The 15,137-nt window shown below is 30.9% G+C and carries 18 protein-coding genes; 8 read left to right on the top strand and 10 right to left on the bottom strand.

The annotated features are described in order from the left end of the window. The first annotated feature begins 77 nt into the window (after positions 1-77). The 3 genes from ES045_RS06490 to ES045_RS06480 all read left to right on the top strand — a co-directional run bounded on the left by ES045_RS06490 (position 78) and on the right by ES045_RS06480 (position 1,370). Positions 78-719, top strand: a complete 642-nt coding sequence (locus ES045_RS06490) for a peroxiredoxin (protein WP_147114228.1) — start codon at positions 78-80, stop codon at positions 717-719. A gap of 82 nt (positions 720-801) precedes the next feature. Beyond that, positions 802-1,110 carry a thioredoxin family protein gene (locus ES045_RS06485; RefSeq protein ID WP_147114225.1) on the top strand — a complete coding sequence of 103 codons (309 nt, stop codon included), beginning with the start codon at positions 802-804 and terminating at the stop codon, positions 1,108-1,110. A gap of 2 nt (positions 1,111-1,112) precedes the next feature. After that, positions 1,113-1,370 carry a DUF6952 family protein gene (locus ES045_RS06480; protein WP_147114222.1) on the top strand — a complete coding sequence of 86 codons (258 nt, stop codon included), beginning with the start codon at positions 1,113-1,115 and terminating at the stop codon, positions 1,368-1,370. 145 nt (positions 1,371-1,515) lie between these two features. On the opposite strand, the gene ES045_RS06475 is transcribed toward ES045_RS06480, so the two are convergent. Genes ES045_RS06475 through ES045_RS06465 form a run of 3 tightly spaced genes read right to left on the bottom strand, consistent with a single transcriptional unit; the run spans position 1,516 to position 3,534 of the window. Continuing rightward, on the bottom strand, positions 1,516-2,571 hold the full coding sequence (locus tag ES045_RS06475) for a flavin monoamine oxidase family protein (protein ID WP_147114220.1): 1,056 nt from the start codon (positions 2,569-2,571) through the stop codon (positions 1,516-1,518). Between the two features lie 20 nt (positions 2,572-2,591). Beyond that, positions 2,592-3,365, bottom strand: coding sequence for an SGNH/GDSL hydrolase family protein (locus tag ES045_RS06470; protein WP_147114218.1), 774 nt, complete (start codon positions 3,363-3,365; stop codon positions 2,592-2,594). Continuing rightward, on the bottom strand, positions 3,355-3,534 hold the full coding sequence (locus ES045_RS06465; RefSeq protein ID WP_147114216.1) for a hypothetical protein: 180 nt from the start codon (positions 3,532-3,534) through the stop codon (positions 3,355-3,357). Before ES045_RS06465 ends, ES045_RS06470 begins: the two co-directional genes overlap by 11 nt. A 97-nt stretch (positions 3,535-3,631) precedes the next feature. Here ES045_RS06465 and ES045_RS06460 point away from each other — a divergent pair, with 97 nt between their 5' ends. The 4 genes from ES045_RS06460 to ES045_RS06445 all read left to right on the top strand — a co-directional run bounded on the left by ES045_RS06460 (position 3,632) and on the right by ES045_RS06445 (position 8,317). Next, on the top strand, positions 3,632-4,555 hold the full coding sequence (locus tag ES045_RS06460; protein WP_147114213.1) for a DUF368 domain-containing protein: 924 nt from the start codon (positions 3,632-3,634) through the stop codon (positions 4,553-4,555). Further along, a complete protein-coding gene (locus tag ES045_RS06455) occupies positions 4,555-5,562 on the top strand; it encodes a DUF368 domain-containing protein (RefSeq protein ID WP_147114210.1) in 1,008 nt (335 codons plus the stop codon). The genes ES045_RS06460 and ES045_RS06455 overlap by 1 nt, the downstream gene beginning before the upstream one ends. Continuing rightward, positions 5,543-6,304 (top strand): shikimate dehydrogenase family protein, encoded by a 762-nt coding sequence (locus ES045_RS06450; protein ID WP_147114207.1) that lies wholly within the window; start codon positions 5,543-5,545, stop codon positions 6,302-6,304. The genes ES045_RS06455 and ES045_RS06450 overlap by 20 nt, the downstream gene beginning before the upstream one ends. Positions 6,305-6,397: 93 nt before the next feature. Then, on the top strand, positions 6,398-8,317 hold the full coding sequence (locus ES045_RS06445; protein ID WP_147114204.1) for a DUF349 domain-containing protein: 1,920 nt from the start codon (positions 6,398-6,400) through the stop codon (positions 8,315-8,317). Positions 8,318-8,396: 79 nt separating this feature from the next. Here the strand turns inward: ES045_RS06445 and ES045_RS06440 are convergent, their stop codons facing one another. Together ES045_RS06440 and ES045_RS06435 are read right to left on the bottom strand one after the other, a co-directional pair. Next, positions 8,397-9,170 (bottom strand): zinc ribbon domain-containing protein, encoded by a 774-nt coding sequence (locus ES045_RS06440; RefSeq protein WP_147114201.1) that lies wholly within the window; start codon positions 9,168-9,170, stop codon positions 8,397-8,399. Between the two features lie 2 nt (positions 9,171-9,172). After that, positions 9,173-10,267: a Nif3-like dinuclear metal center hexameric protein gene (locus ES045_RS06435; protein ID WP_147114198.1), complete on the bottom strand. Its 1,095-nt coding sequence runs from the start codon at positions 10,265-10,267 to the stop codon at positions 9,173-9,175. A 53-nt stretch (positions 10,268-10,320) separates the two neighbouring features. On the opposite strand from ES045_RS06435, the gene lpxK reads away from it, so the two are divergent. Beyond that, complete coding sequence (gene lpxK / locus ES045_RS06430) at positions 10,321-11,337, top strand: tetraacyldisaccharide 4'-kinase (protein ID WP_147114194.1); 1,017 nt, start codon at positions 10,321-10,323, stop codon at positions 11,335-11,337. A 31-nt stretch (positions 11,338-11,368) separates the two neighbouring features. On the opposite strand, the gene ES045_RS06425 is transcribed toward lpxK, so the two are convergent. The 5 genes from ES045_RS06425 to ES045_RS06405 form a co-directional block, all read right to left on the bottom strand. Next, positions 11,369-12,268, bottom strand: coding sequence for a Ppx/GppA phosphatase family protein (locus ES045_RS06425; RefSeq protein ID WP_147114191.1), 900 nt, complete (start codon positions 12,266-12,268; stop codon positions 11,369-11,371). Positions 12,269-12,274: 6 nt separating this feature from the next. Next, positions 12,275-12,763 carry a SixA phosphatase family protein gene (locus tag ES045_RS06420; protein ID WP_147114188.1) on the bottom strand — a complete coding sequence of 163 codons (489 nt, stop codon included), beginning with the start codon at positions 12,761-12,763 and terminating at the stop codon, positions 12,275-12,277. A 35-nt stretch (positions 12,764-12,798) separates the two neighbouring features. After that, positions 12,799-13,446 carry a pyridoxamine 5'-phosphate oxidase gene (gene pdxH, locus ES045_RS06415; RefSeq protein WP_147114185.1) on the bottom strand — a complete coding sequence of 216 codons (648 nt, stop codon included), beginning with the start codon at positions 13,444-13,446 and terminating at the stop codon, positions 12,799-12,801. Between the two features lie 68 nt (positions 13,447-13,514). Beyond that, on the bottom strand, positions 13,515-14,702 hold the full coding sequence (locus ES045_RS06410) for an NAD(P)/FAD-dependent oxidoreductase (RefSeq protein WP_147114183.1): 1,188 nt from the start codon (positions 14,700-14,702) through the stop codon (positions 13,515-13,517). 29 nt (positions 14,703-14,731) lie between these two features. Then, positions 14,732-15,058 (bottom strand): DMT family transporter, encoded by a 327-nt coding sequence (locus ES045_RS06405; protein ID WP_147114180.1) that lies wholly within the window; start codon positions 15,056-15,058, stop codon positions 14,732-14,734. Positions 15,059-15,137: the final 79 nt, after the last annotated feature.

The raw sequence follows: 15,137 nt of genomic DNA, 5'->3' as shown, positions 1-15,137 counted from the left end.
GTTGCTTTTTTTTTGCTTTCCGTTCTATCTTTGCCGCAGAGAAAATAGCATATTAATAATTATAAAATTTATATAGAATGGCAACAATAGTTGGTAAAAAATTTCCAGATTTAAACGTAGATGCAATGAATGACATGGGAGATACGTTTAAATTAAACGTATTAGAAGAAGCGATAAATAACAAGAAGAAAGTATTATTGTTCTGGTATCCAAAAGATTTTACATTTGTATGTCCTACAGAATTACACGCTTTTCAAGCTGCTTTGGCAGAATTCGAAAAGAGAAATACAATTGTAATTGGTGCTTCTTGTGATACACCAGAAGTTCATTTTGCATGGTTAAGTAGTTCTAAAGACAATGGTGGAATTGAAGGTGTTACCTACCCAATTTTGGCAGATAGCAACAGAAACTTATCATCAATCTTAGGTATTTTAGATATTACTAATGAAACTTTTGATGAGGCTTCACAAACAATCCAAGTAGAAGGAGATAATGTAACTTATAGAGCTACTTATTTAATTGATGAAGAAGGAACTGTTTTTCATGAAGGAATTAATCACATGCCAGTAGGTAGAAATGTAAACGAATTTTTACGTTTAATTGATGCCTATGCACACGTACAGTCTCACGGAGAAGTATGTCCTGCAAACTGGGAAGAAGGTAAAGAAGCAATGGCTCCCAATGCAAAAGGAACTGCTGCGTATTTAGCATCTAATTAATAAAGATAATTAAGAAGGACTAAAATTCGTGTTACAATTGGGGGATTTTAACACGAATTCCTTTTCAAAAAAAAACAAAACTATGGTACAAGAATTAACAGAAGATAATTTACAAGTAATTATAGAAGGAAATGATAAAGTAATTGTACAATATTCTGCCACTTGGTGTGGAAATTGTAGAATTATGAAGCCTAAATTTAAAAAGTTAGCTTCAGAATTAGACAATGTAAAATTTGTAATTGTTGATGCAGAAAAATTTCCTGAGAGTAGAAAATTAGCAGACGTAAGTAACTTACCAACTTTTGCGATTTTTGTAAACGGAGAAAAGAAAAATCAAACACAAACCAATAAATTTGATGTTTTGAAGGAATTGGTAAATGAAATTGCTTAATCATGAAACTACCTGTAATAAAACACTTAACTAATTTTATCGAAGAAAACGATCAAGATTACTTATTAGAAACTATTGAAACGTTAGAAGCTTTAACAGAAGTTCAATCTTTAAAAGATGACGAATTAGACGTTATTGGCGAGTTAATTTCTAACATGTATGGTGCACTTGAAGTTGATAAAATGGTAAAAGAGGGCATGCCAAAAAAAGAAGCGTTAAATACTTTTATGAAACGTGTTTTAGGTGCTATTGACAAATAAATAGTAACTATTATAAGATATAAAATCTCAGGTGAAAGCCTGAGATTTTTTTGTTTTATGATGTCTGGTCGAGCGCAGACAAAACCTTTTCTACCCTTTTATTTAATTTGATGAGAAAGGTGTTATTCGTTTGTTGCAGAGGTTCTTAAAATTTATTAATCAACTGTTCCACAATCTGATTTCCTCTATAAATTGCGCCTTCCATATACCCACCATAACTTGGTGAAGTTTCTGAACCTGCAATTATAAATTTACCTTTTAAAAATTCTTGTTGATAAACAGAATGTCCGTTATTAAAATGTGGATTGATAAATTTATCATTTTCAAAACTAGTGAATTCTTCTTTGTTCCATACCTTTTCTTCATAAGAAAGATAATTTATACCATCTTCTCCGAAAAACTTAAAGAGTTGTTTTCTTATTTTTTCTTCTCTTGTTTCTTTGGATTCATTTGCTAAAGGTCCATGTAAGAACCCCATGAAAGCAAAACGGTTATTCTCGAAGTTAGTATGCTCATACATTTCTGTAAACGGCCCCACATTACTAAAACCAACACCAGAGAACCCTTTTTCTTTCCAAAAAGGCGTTTTATAAACGATTGCAAATTTTATAGCATCTTTCATCCACGTATGCGTATTATTAGCAATTTGGATAAGATTCGCATCTAATTTCGAAGAAAAAGAAACAGAATTCACTAATAACTGAGGCGGAATTGTAGAAATAACAATAGCTGCAGTAAATGCAGATTTTTCGGTAATCACTTCTATTGAAGTTTTATCATCATTAATTTGAAGCACTTTTTGATTGAGTTGCAATTCATCTTTGGAAAAATATTTGGTCATTCTTTCTAAAAGAGTTAGCGTTCCTCCAACAATTCGATAACTAATTTCTTGATTTTTTGGCACTTGAAAACGTTGAGGCATATCTGTGTTTGTCGCTTCAAATAAAGCATCACCATGCATGTTTTGCTCAAACAAAGAAATATTTAAATCTTTACAAACTTTTAATAATTCTTCATTGTATCTCCAAAGCCAAGTTGCCCCCAATTCAACCTTTGTATCATGCGTTTTTTTGGTGTAAATTCTACCGCCAATTCTATTGTTAGCTTCTAAAATTGTAATTGAAAATCCTGCTTTCTTTAATTGATATCCTAAATAGATGCCAGAAATTCCGCCACCAAGAATAATTATTTTTTTCTTCATTGTGTCAAATTTTAATTTTGTTATCTAATTTTAGAGGTAATAAAAAGCGCCATTTCTTTTCCCCAAATGTTATAAGTTAGTTCTGATGGATGCACGCCGTCGCTAAAATAAATCTTAGAATTATTATTAGGCAACGTATGTTTTTTACTCCATTTTTCTAGCGAGATAACTTCATTATTGTAAAAAACGTTCTTTTTATTTTTAGTTATTGCCTGTAACCTTTCTCCTAAAATCTCAACCAAATTACCAATTACAAATTTTATCAGTTTTGTAAATGCAGGAAATTCTTTTATCGGAGGCATACTTGTAAAAAATAGAGGAGTTCCAGGGAATTTATTCTGTAATAAAGTGATCAATTCTTCTAGATCGGAGCCCCATTTTTTAGGAGAATTTAAAGTAAAAGCATCATTTGCTCCCATTCCTACAACAATAATATCGGTCGTAGTTTCTTCAATCTTAGGAATAATTTTTTCACAAATTTTAGCAACCGTATAACCACTTTTCGCATAAACGCGCCAATTTACATTCTTTTTTAATTCCGTAGAAAGTGTATTTACAACAGCACCTGTAAATCCGTTTTTATGAAAATCGACTCCTACACCAGCAATGGTACTTTCTCCAATAGAAAGTATATTTATAGTTGTATCAAAATTACCATTTACAAAACCTTTTGGTTCTTTTGCTTCTGGAAGTTTGGGTACTTTTTCTCGAATACTTTTTCCTTGAACGTACAAAAAGGGCAATAAAGGCAGTGAAACAAGGGTGCCTAAAAGATATTTTAATTTATTGTTCATTCTCATTCTCATTCTCATTCTCTTTCTCTTCGTTCACTTTTTTAATAATAGCTTTTAAACGTTCTTTATTTAGTTGCTTTTCTAGCTTCACCTTATTAATTTTTCGATTCATTAATTTGGTGTGTTTTGCTTTATTTAACGTGTTTTTTGCTTTTCCTTTTTTTGGCATTTTGTCTATTATTAATAAAAGATACAAATAGAATAAACCGTTCTATTTTTTCTTCAAATTCTATTATCTTCGTTTTTTACAAAAATAAGGAAATATAATGGGAAGGAATTTAAAAGATTATATAGTAATTGGATTGAAAGGAATGGCAATGGGAGCTGCAGATGTTGTTCCTGGCGTTTCTGGCGGAACAATTGCATTTATTTCTGGAATCTACGAAGAACTGCTAGAATCTATAAGTAACGTGAATTTTAAACTGTTAAAAACATTAAAATCAGAAGGCATAAAAGCTGCTTGGAAACAAGTAAACGGCTCTTTTCTACTGGCACTTTTTGTAGGCGTTTTTATCAGTATTATTTCTTTGGCAAAAACCATTAAATGGTTGTTAGAAAATGAACCTGTTTTATTATGGTCTTTTTTCTTCGGATTGGTTTTGGCAAGCATTATTTATATAGGCAAACAGGTTGAGAGGTGGAGTGCTAAAATTATCTTTTTATTTATTTTAGGGATTTTGTTTGGCTATCTAATTACCGTTATTCCGTCTACAAACGTGGGCGAAATTAATTATTTTTTTTTAATTTTTGCAGGAGCAATAGCTTCTTGTGCCATGATTTTACCAGGAATTTCTGGTTCTTATATTTTACTGCTAATTGGTGTTTATCCTATAGTGATGACAGCAATTACTCATAAAGATTATAAAATAATTGGTGCAATTGGTTTAGGTGTAATTGTTGGTTTGCTATCCTTTTCAAAATTATTAAAATGGCTTTTTACAAACTATAAGAATGAAATGCTAATTGTTTTAACAGGAATTATGTTGGGCTCACTAAATAAAGTGTGGCCTTGGAAAGAAACCGTTTCAACGTATTTAGATAGTCATGGTGTTACAAAACCATTGTTAGAACAAAGTGTTTCACCTTTCTCTTTTGAAGGAGATCCTAAATTAATGATGGCAGTAGTTTTGTCAGTTGTAGGTTTTGGTTTAATTTTATTGATGGAAAAACTAGCGGTTAAAAAAGAATAATGCACAAAGAAAGAACTTTTTTACAGAGATTATACCTTTTCTTAAAAGGATTGGCAATGGGTGCTGCAAATAAAGTTCCTGGTGTTTCTGGTGGAACCGTTTCTTTTGTTTTTGGTTTTTATGAAGAATTGATTTATTCTTTTAGAAAAATAAATATAATTGCTTTTAAATTGCTAATAAGCGGGCGATTTAAAATTTTTTATAGATATGTAAATGGGCAGTTTTTACTATTGATTATGGGAGGAAGCATTTTTAGCTACTTTAGCATTTCTTTAGTTTTAGATTTTTTCCTAAAACATTACGAACTCTATGTTTGGAGTTGGTTTTTTGGGATGATTATTGGCTCTATTTATTATATAGGTAAAGGTTTTGGCGAATGGAATAGCACAAATATTGTTTCATTAATTATTGGAGCCTCAGTAGGTGTCGGAATCAGTTTTTTAACGCCAGCAGCAGAAAATGACAATCTTTGGTTTGTTTTTATTTGCGGAATTATAGGTGTTTCTGGGATGACGCTTCCCGGACTTTCTGGATCCTTTATCCTTATTTTAATGGGGAATTACGTATTGCTTTTAGTAGACTCTGTAAATGAATTATTTTATGTGGTTGCTAATGTAATTATAGGTAATTTTGATATCTTACAACATCCAGAAAAAATTAGATACCTTAAAATAATTACTGTCTTTACAGCAGGTTCTGCTTTTGGGTTGGTTTCTATTAGCCATGTTTTAGGCTATGTTTTAAAAAGGTGGAATACTATTGTAACTGCTGTGATAATAGGTTTTATTACAGGTTCTTTAGGAATTGTTTGGCCTTGGAAAAAAGCATTGTATTTAGTAGAAAATGATAAATTCTCTTTAGATAAAAACGGAAATAAAATTATAGAAAACTACAATCGGTTTATACCAGATTTCTCATTAGCAGAAACATGGTTTGCTATTTTTTACATCATTTTTGGTATCGCTCTAATTTTAATTATAGATTATTATGGAAGAAAAAAAAAATAAAGTATTTGGTCTTTTAGGAAAAAATATATCCTATTCTTTCTCTAGAGGCTATTTTTCTAAGAAATTTGATGCTTTAGATTTAAAGAAACACGTATATAAGAATTTTGATATTCAAGAAATAACAGACTTTCCGTCTCTTGTAAAGAATGAAAAATTTTTAGTGGGAATGAATGTTACCATACCGTATAAAGAAGAAGTCATCAAATATTTAGATAAATTAGATAAAACTGCAAAAGAAATTGGTGCAGTAAATACCATTAAATTCACAAAAAGAGGAAATTTAAAAGGGTATAATACAGATGTTGTAGGTTTTGAAAACTCTATTTTTCCGTATTTAAAAAAACATCATAGATATGCTTTAATTTTAGGAACTGGGGGTGCTTCTAAAGCAGTTGCATATGCGCTTAAAAAGAACGATATTAAATATAAATTTGTTTCTAGAAATCCTTCAGGAAAAAAAGAAATTTCTTACAAAGATTTAACCGAAGAGGTTATCAATAAATACCACGTAATTGTTAATTGTACGCCTTTGGGAACTTCACCAGATGTGCATTTATCACCAGATATTCCGTATCAATTTTTAACTGACAAGCACTTGTTATTCGACTTAATTTACAACCCAGCAATTTCTATATTTCTATCCAAAGGAAAAGAAAAAGGAGCCGCTATTAAAAACGGATATGAAATGTTAGAAATGCAAGCGGAAGAATCTTGGAGAATTTGGAATAAATTCAAAAAATAATTATTGCTCCACTTTTGTATAACTAGTAAGTTGTGAGTATCTTTATAAACTATAATAATAGTGTATTATTAAACGAACTTAAACATTGTAGATATGTTAGATAATAATGAAGGAAACGTTGAAAAAACGGTAGAAAAAATTGAAGAAGTAGTTCATGAAACTCCAGATTCGAAAGTAGAAAAAGTGGAGGTTCCTAAAGAAACACCAACAGTTGTTGCTGTAAAAGTAGATGAAACTTCGAAAGCAATTGAAGAAATGGAAAACTCTGTCGCAGAAGAAGCAGAGAAAAATGAAGTAAAAGAGGAGAAAACTGCTGTTTTAGATTATACTGTTTTGTCTTTAGAAGAATTAATTAAAGAATTACAAAATACATTATCCAACAATCCTGTTCATAAAATAAAAGACCAAATAGAGGCTGTTAAGAGCGCTTTTAATACAAAGTTTGGTGCTTTATTAGCAGAAAACAAAAAAGTTTTTTTAGCTGAAGGAGGAAATACAATCGATTTTCAGTATTCAAATCCTTTAAAAGGAGAATACAATACCTTGCTATCAGACTATAAAAAACAAAGAGATGCGCATTACAATGCTATAGAAAAGCAGATGAATGACAATCTTGATAGAAGAACCGAAGTAATTGAAAAGCTAAAAAACCTTATAGAAGATGCAGACGCAAACACTATGTACAAAGAGTTTAGAGTTCTACAAGATGCTTGGCGCTCCATAGGGGCCGTTTCTAAAACTCGTTATAATGATACTTGGAAAACGTACCACCATCACGTAGAGCGCTTCTATGATTTGTTACATTTAAGCAATGATTTTAGAGATTTAGACTTTAAAAATAATTTAGAGGAGAAATTAAAAATTGTTGCAAAAGCAGAAGCTTTAGCAGAAATTACAGATGTAAATGAAGCTTTCAAGGAGCTGCAAGAGTTACATAAAATATGGAAAGAAGATGTTGGACCGGTTGCTAAAGAGGTAAGGGAAGATGTTTGGCAAAAATTTAGTGCTGCAACAAAAAAGATACACGACAAGCGCCATGAGCATTTTCGTGATATGAAGTCTAAGTATCAAGAAATTATAAACTTAAAGTTTATAGTTATAGAGCAGTTAGACGGCTATGATACTTCTAAAAATAAAACCCACAAAGATTGGCAAAACAGTATTAACGATATTGAAAAGTTAAGACAAGAATATTTTAATATTGGTAAACTTCCGTACGCTAAAAGTGAAGAAGTTTGGCAGAAATTTAAAGCTGCGACAAAGAAGTTTAATAATTCAAAAAATCTTTTTTATAAAGATGAAAAAAACGAACAGCAAGAGAATCTAAAAAAGAAACAAGCTTTAATTGAGGTGGCAGAATCTTTAAAAGAAAGTGAAGATTGGGTTGTGGCAACGGAAGCAATGAAGAAAGTGCAATCGGATTGGAAAAAAATTGGACATGTACCAAGAAAATTTTCTGATGATATTTGGAAAAAGTTCAAAGCTGCATGTAATTCTTATTTTGATAGGTACCATGATCAGAAAAATGCGGTTAGTAAAGAGCAGCAAGAAACGGTAGATGCTAAAAAAGCTTTTATAGAAAGTTTAAAGGAAGAAAAGGCACATACGAAAGAAAGTGTTTTAGAAGCGATTAAAACTTGGCAAGAAATGGGACAGTTGCCTAGAAATGTTAGGCATTTAGAAGGTAAATTTAATAAGCAAATAGATAGATTGTTAGAAAGCTTGTCTTTAGATAAGAAAGAGGTTTCTATGCTAAAATTTGCAAATGTTGTAGATGGTTTGGTTGCTAATAAAGACTTTAGAAAATTAGATTCTGAGGAGTTATTTGTTAGAAAAAAGATTGATGAAGTTGTAAGAGAAATGCAACAATTAGAAAATAATCTTGGGTTCTTCTCAAATGCAAAAGAAGACAATCCTTTGGTTGTAAATGTAAAGAATAGAGTGCTAGAGTTTAAAGAAGATTTAGATATCTGGAAAGAAAAACTAAGATATATAAAGAGTTTAGAGTACTAGTTGTATCAGATAAAATAATAAAGACAAAAAAAAACTCGAAGCTAAGCTTCGAGTTTTTTTTATGAAATATTGTAAAAGATTAAGAAAATAACTTATCCATTTTTTCTTTCTCCTCTTCAGCCAATGCAGCATCAACTAAGATACGTCCACTATGCTCGTCAATTGTTATCTTTTTTCTGTTTGCAATTTCTAATTGAACTTGCGGTGGTATTGTAAAGTAAGAACCTCCAGAAGCACCTCTTTCAATAGCAACTACAGCCAAACCATTTTTAACTTTAGTTCTAATTCTTGTATAAGCAGCGTATAAATGTGCATCTAAGGTCTTCGCAAACTCTTCAGATTTTTCTCCTAAAAGTTTTTCTTCCTTTTCAGTTTCTTTTAAAATTGCGTCTAACTCAGCTTTTTTATGACCTAAATGCTTGTCTTGCTTCTCTAATTTTTCTTTAGTTCCGTCAATAACTTCATTTTTTTGAGCAATTTTAGCTTTGTACTCGTTAATTCTTTTTTCAGCCAATTGAATTTCTAAATCTTGAAATTCGATTTCTTTAGATAATGAGTCAAATTCTCTGTTATTTCTAACATTTTTTTGTTGCTCATCATATTTCGTCATCAAAACTTTAGAATCTTCGATTGCCTGTTTTTTATTGTTGATTTCTGTTTCTAAATTAGCAGCATCTTCGGCTAAATTAGAAATACGGGTATTTAATCCGGCAACTTCATCCTCTAAATCTTCAACCTCTAAAGGCAATTCACCTCTAACGTTTCTAATTTCATCAATTCTAGAGTCTATTAATTGTAGGTCATACAATGCTCTTAATTTTTGCTCTACTGAAATTTCTTTCTTCTTTGCCATGTTTATATGTAATAAATTGGATTTGTACTTTTTTCTGATAAAATGACTGCAAAATTACTAAATTTTTTCGTAAGATAGTCTACCAAAAGGTTTTTTGTAAACTGTTCGCTCTCATAATGACCAATATCTGCCAATAGGATGCTTTTTTCAGCCTTAAAAAAATCATGATATTTAAAATCTGCACTCACATATGCGTCTGCACCCGCTCTTTTTGAGTTAGAAATGGCAAAACTACCAGAACCGCCTAAAACTGCGACTTTTTTTATTTTTTTATGAAGCAGTTCTGAATAACGAACACAGTCTGTCTTCATGGTTTCTTTTAGAAAGCGTAAGAAATCTTTCTCATTCATTTCTTTCGGAAGTTCGCCAATCATTCCCAACCCAATATCTTGATGTACGTTTTCTGTGGTAATTAATTCATACGCAACTTCTTCATAAGGATGCCGTTCTTTTAGCGCTTTTAATATAGAAGCCTCGTTTTTACTTTCAAAAATAACACTAATTCTTGTTTCTTTTTCTGTATGCAATTTGCCTTTTTCTCCAATAACAGGGTTCGAATGTTCATTGCCTCTAAAAGTCCCTTCACCAATTATATTAAAGGAGCATTGGTCATAATTGCCTATATTCCCCGCACCTGCTGTAAAAAGCGCATTTCTTAGTTCTTCGGCGTTTTGTGTAGGTACAAAAGTGGTTAGCTTTTTTATGATTCCTTTTTTAGGAATTAAAACTTTAGTGTTTTCTAAACCAAGAACTTCACACATTTTTGCAGAAACCCCATTTTTAGAGTTGTCTAATGCGGTATGTGTAGCGTAAATAGCAATGTCATTTTTTATTGCTTTTAAAACGACTCTTTCTACATAAGAATTGCCATTTAGTTTTTTTAATCCGCCAAAAATAATCGGATGAAAACTAACGATTAAATTACAATGTTTAACAATCGCTTCCTCTACCGTTTGTTCTAAGGTATCTAAGGCAACCAGTACACCCGTGACTTCTGTAGCGTAATTTCCTACTAATAAACCAACATTATCAAAATCTTCAGCATAATTTAAAGGAGCCAACTCTTCTAAATAATTTGTTACTTCTTTTATCTTCATTCGATTTTCTTTTCTAAAACCAAAGTTAACATTTTTAATGTATTTTTACCACAATGAAAGTACTTCGTTTTTTACTCTTTCCGTTTGCAATTTTGTACGACTTTGTTACTAGAATTCGTAATTTGTTTTTTAATATTGGTGTTTTTAAAGAAACATCATTTAAAATTCCTGTAATTATAGTTGGTAATTTAAGTGTTGGCGGAACAGGAAAAACACCACAAATAGAATATTTAATTCGGTTATTAAAAGATACTTATAAAACAGCCGTTTTAAGTAGAGGTTACAAAAGAAAAACAACTGGTTTTGTTTTGTTAAATAAGACCCATGCTGCTGCAGATGTAGGGGATGAACCTATGCAATATTTTAATAAGTTTAAGAATATAAATGTTGCTGTAGATGCAAATAGAGTAGCAGGTATTACAAAGCTAATTTCTAAGATTAAACCAGATGTTATTTTATTAGACGATGCTTTTCAACATCGGAAAGTAAAAGGAAGTTTTTATATTTTACTTACTAAATATGATGATTTATTTGTTGACGACTTTCTATTACCAACGGGAAATTTAAGAGAGCGTAGGCAAGGAGCTAATAGAGCACAGGTTATTTTGGTTACTAAATGTCCTCATAATTTGTCTAAAAAAGAACAAGACGTTATAAAATTAAAACTAAGTATATTCAATAAAAAAGTTTTTTTTACGGCTATTGCATATGCTGATAAAGTTTTAGGTTCGTTAGAAATTCCTACTTCAGCATTAAAAGATTTTGAAGTTTTATTAATTACGGGAATAGCAAATCCTTCGCCGTTATTAGATTATTTAGAAAGTTTGCAGGTAAAGTTTCAGCATTTAAAATATGCAGATCATCATCACTTTTCAGAAAATGAAATCGTAGAAATTAAAGCAAAATTTGATGGAATGAAATCTTCTAATAAAATAATTTTAACTACAGAAAAAGATTATGTAAGGTTGGTGGAGCTTGTAGCTAATTTATCTTATTTACCAATTGAGACTTCTTTTCTTAATAATGAGAGTGAGGTGTTTAATTCGCTTGTAAACAATCATTTAAAATAAATTATTAAAAGGAGTTGGTTCAATAAAAATGTTATAAAGCATTGTAATATAAAGTCTTAATAATTCCGTCTGAAAGACCAATTTTAGGGACATAAATTTTTCTCGCGCCACTCCATTTCATTGCCGATAAATAAATTTTAGTAGCTGGTATAATAACGTCTGCTCTATCGGGATTTAAACTTAATTCAGAAATTCTATCATCATAACTCATGTTCTTTAAAAATTGATATTGAGCATTTAGATAAATAAAAGAAATAGGTTTTCCTTCTGCTCTACCAGACATTTTAAATATTTTGTTAATGTTTCCACCAGAACCAATTAAGGAAACTCTTTTTAAATCTTTGGTATTCTTTTTAATCCATTTTTCTACGTTCGCAAATATTTCTTTATTGACAGATTTTTTATTGCTTAAAAGACGAACGGTACCCATTTTAAAAGATTTAGAACTTATAATCTCTCCTTTAGAAAATAAAGTAAATTCTGTGCTTCCTCCACCAACGTCTACATATAAATAAGAATTATCACCTTCTATTAATTCGTTTAAATCGGTAGAAGATATAATGGCAGCTTCTTCTTTACCCCCAATAACATCAATTTTTACACCTGTTTTAGATAAAATTTCTTCGGTAACTTCAAGTCCATTTGAAGCTTCTCTCATTGCAGAAGTTGCGCAGGCTTTGTATTTTTCAACACCATGCACATTCATTAATAATTTAAAAGCTTCCATGGCATTTACCATTCTGGTAATATTAGCATCACTAATAATGCCTTCATTAACAAATACGTCTGCACCCAAACGAATAGGCACACGCACTAAGGAAGATTTTTTAAATTGAGGCTCTCTATCTTCAGAAACAATTACGTTTGAAATGAGGAGTCTAATTGCATTAGAACCAATATCAATTGCCGCGAATTTTTTTATTTCTAACAAAATACTTTATTTATGGTTTTTAGGAAATTCTACCATAATAGTTTTTCCTCTTCGGATGTTTTTCCAGTGTTTTTCTTCAAACTGTAATGCAATAACACCACAAGTTGGCACGTGTGCTAAAGGTTTGTTTCCAAACTCATTCACAAATGTATTGATACCATGATCGTGACTAAAGATAATTGCAGAACTAAATCCGTCATCTAAAGCATTTACGGTTTTTACCAAATAACCATCACTAAAACTATAAAGTTGTCTTTTAATTTGAAGATTTGCATGCGGAAAACCAAAGTTTTCGCAAAAAATAACAGCTGTATGTAGTGCTCTGTTAGCGCTACTTGTTATAAATACATCTGGTTTATCCATTTTTTTAGACAAAACTTTAGACATTAAATGAGCATCTTTAATACCACGCTTTTTTAAAGGTCTGTCAATATCTTCTATTCCTTTATATTCCCAAGAAGATTTAGCATGTCTAACAATGTAGAGTGTTTTCATTTAATTTTTTAATTGTATCGGGTAAATATAAATATTTATGGCGCTAATCGTTCAATTTTCCAAGAAAAATCTTCAGCTAAATGATATCTAATTCTATCGTGTAATCTATTTGGTCTCCCCTGCCAGAATTCGATAGAAATTGGTTTCACTAAATAACCGCCCCAATGTTTTGGCCTTATAATTTCTTTTCCTCTAAAATCGTTTTCAAAGGATGCTAAACTTTCTTCCAATTCATTTCTAGAAGCAACCACAGTACTTTGGTTAGAAGCCCAAGCGCCTAATTTGCTTCCGTCTGGTCTCGATTCAAAATAACCATCAGATAAATTTTCTGCTTGTTTTTCTGCAATTCCTTTAATAATAATTTGCTGTTCTAGAGCAGGCCAAAAGAAAGACAAGCAAATGTTATTATTGTCTTCAATAGCTTTTCCTTTCTCTGAGTTGTAATTCGTGTAGAAAATAAAACCTTCCCAAGTAAATTTCTTTAATAAAACGATTCTATTTTTAGGGAAACCATCTGCACCAATAGTAGCAATATTCATGGCGTTGGTTTCATCTACCATTTCAGAATCATCTGCATTTCTAAACCAAGTTTGAAATAATTCCATTGGGTTTTCCGGACAATTGCTTTCTAAAAGTTCTTGTTTTTCGTAAGATTTACGATAATTTGATAGGTCTTTAGACATTTAGTTTGTTTGTGTAGAGTAAAAATACAGAATATTTTAAGAGTATAAACATACTAAAAGGTAGTTTTTTATTCAATTTCATTGAAATGTTTTGCGAGATAAACGCCAGAACTCGCGCAAGCTTGCAGTAGGTAACCACCAGTTGGCGCATCCCAATTTAACATTTCTCCAATACAAAATTGATGTTGAAGTTTATGGAGTTCAAAATTAGCATCAACAGCATTTAAACTGATACCACCAACAGTAGATATCGCTTCATTTAGAATGCCTAAATCATTAATTTCTAAAGGAAATTTTTTAATATTTTTTGATAATATTTCGGCATTTAAATATGCTTCTTTTGTAAGGTAGCTTTTTAGTAAGGCTATTTGTACGTTGCTTAACTTCAGTTCTTTTTTTAATATTTGAGTTGTGTTTTTAAAGCTAGAGTTTGTGATTTTTGAACTCACCTTATCTAAAGTGAACGTGGGTTTAAAATCGATGTAAATAAGTGCTTTCTCTTGTGCTTTTAATTGTTCTCTAATTTGCGGACTTAAGCCATAAATGGCATTTCCTTCCAAGCCGAAACGGGTAATTACAGCCTCTCCTTTTTGTGTTACGTCAGCACAAGAAATTGTACTATTTTTTAAAGGATTTCCTTCGTTTTCTTTAATGAAATTAAGATTCCAATCAATTTTAAAAGCACAATTAGAGGCTTCAAACGGGATTGTTTCAATATTTTTTTGTTGAAATTTTTCAATCCAACCTCCATCTGAACCTGTTACTTTCCAGCTTCCGCCACCGAAAGCAAAAACAGTATAATTAGAAGAAATAATTTTGTTGTTTATAATGAGCTTATTATTAGCATCCCAATTAGAAAATGTATGTTCGTATTTAAAAACAACTCCTTTATTTTCTAAATGATTTAGAATTGTATTTAAAACAGTAATTGGTTTTATTCCTTCCTCTGGATATACTCTTTTACTACTTCCTATATAGGTAGGGATTCCTATAGATTTTAACCAATCTCTAAAATCGTCATTTGTAAAACATGACAAACAGTTTTTTAAAAAAGTAGCTGGAGTATATTTATGAATCAACTCTAAAATTGGTTCTGAATGTGTAAGATTAAAACCACCTTTTCCTGCAACTAGAAATTTTCTACCCGCTGTTTTATTTTTTTCATAAATGATAACATCAAATTTTTCGGTATCTAAAAAAGCCGCTAAAAGTAAGGATGAAGGTCCGCCACCAATAATAGAAATCGTTTTTTTCATGGAATGTATTTATTCAGATTCTATTTCTTTTAGTTTGAAACTATTTTTAAGCCAACAATAGAAGCGATTAAGGTTGTCATAAAAAAAAGTCGCCAAAAAGTCGCAGGTTCTTTGAATAGAAAAATTCCTATCAACACAGTTCCAACCGCACCAATTCCAGTCCAAACAGCATACGCAGTTCCAATTGGTAATTCTTGGGTTGCCTTTACAAGCAAAAGCATGCTAATTGTTAAACATACTAAAAAACCAACATACCAATACGTTGCTTCAGAACCAGAGGCTTCTTTTGCTTTCCCTAAACACGTAGCAAAAGCGACTTCAAAAAGTCCTGCAATTATTAATATGATCCAATTCATTTTAATGAGATTTTTTATCGTTTAACTTTAATAGTGTTGTGTTTTTTACTTGCTTACCTTTAATCATTTATACTATTAT

This window comes from Polaribacter sp. IC073, assembly GCF_007997075.1.
GTDB lineage: Bacteria > Bacteroidota > Bacteroidia > Flavobacteriales > Flavobacteriaceae > Polaribacter.
This window is presented reverse-complemented; position numbering and strand designations above follow the sequence as displayed.

What these genes read in the sequence shown, in the direction of transcription:
- ES045_RS06480 (WP_147114222.1), top strand. Translation starts at nt 1,113, where the DNA reads ATGAAACTACCTGTAATAAAACACTTAACTAATTTTATCGAAGAAAAC.
- ES045_RS06465 (WP_147114216.1), bottom strand. Translation starts at nt 3,534, where the DNA reads ATGCCAAAAAAAGGAAAAGCAAAAAACACGTTAAATAAAGCAAAACAC.
- ES045_RS06450 (WP_147114207.1), top strand. Translation starts at nt 5,543, where the DNA reads ATGGAAGAAAAAAAAAATAAAGTATTTGGTCTTTTAGGAAAAAATATA.
- ES045_RS06460 (WP_147114213.1), top strand. Translation starts at nt 3,632, where the DNA reads ATGGGAAGGAATTTAAAAGATTATATAGTAATTGGATTGAAAGGAATG.
- ES045_RS06490 (WP_147114228.1), top strand. Translation starts at nt 78, where the DNA reads ATGGCAACAATAGTTGGTAAAAAATTTCCAGATTTAAACGTAGATGCA.
- ES045_RS06485 (WP_147114225.1), top strand. Translation starts at nt 802, where the DNA reads ATGGTACAAGAATTAACAGAAGATAATTTACAAGTAATTATAGAAGGA.
- ES045_RS06475 (WP_147114220.1), bottom strand. Translation starts at nt 2,571, where the DNA reads ATGAAGAAAAAAATAATTATTCTTGGTGGCGGAATTTCTGGCATCTAT.
- ES045_RS06445 (WP_147114204.1), top strand. Translation starts at nt 6,398, where the DNA reads ATGTTAGATAATAATGAAGGAAACGTTGAAAAAACGGTAGAAAAAATT.
- ES045_RS06440 (WP_147114201.1), bottom strand. Translation starts at nt 9,170, where the DNA reads ATGGCAAAGAAGAAAGAAATTTCAGTAGAGCAAAAATTAAGAGCATTG.
- ES045_RS06410 (WP_147114183.1), bottom strand. Translation starts at nt 14,702, where the DNA reads ATGAAAAAAACGATTTCTATTATTGGTGGCGGACCTTCATCCTTACTT.
- pdxH (WP_147114185.1), bottom strand. Translation starts at nt 13,446, where the DNA reads ATGTCTAAAGACCTATCAAATTATCGTAAATCTTACGAAAAACAAGAA.
- ES045_RS06470 (WP_147114218.1), bottom strand. Translation starts at nt 3,365, where the DNA reads ATGAACAATAAATTAAAATATCTTTTAGGCACCCTTGTTTCACTGCCT.
- ES045_RS06405 (WP_147114180.1), bottom strand. Translation starts at nt 15,058, where the DNA reads ATGAATTGGATCATATTAATAATTGCAGGACTTTTTGAAGTCGCTTTT.
- ES045_RS06420 (WP_147114188.1), bottom strand. Translation starts at nt 12,763, where the DNA reads ATGAAAACACTCTACATTGTTAGACATGCTAAATCTTCTTGGGAATAT.
- ES045_RS06435 (WP_147114198.1), bottom strand. Translation starts at nt 10,267, where the DNA reads ATGAAGATAAAAGAAGTAACAAATTATTTAGAAGAGTTGGCTCCTTTA.
- ES045_RS06455 (WP_147114210.1), top strand. Translation starts at nt 4,555, where the DNA reads ATGCACAAAGAAAGAACTTTTTTACAGAGATTATACCTTTTCTTAAAA.
- lpxK (WP_147114194.1), top strand. Translation starts at nt 10,321, where the DNA reads ATGAAAGTACTTCGTTTTTTACTCTTTCCGTTTGCAATTTTGTACGAC.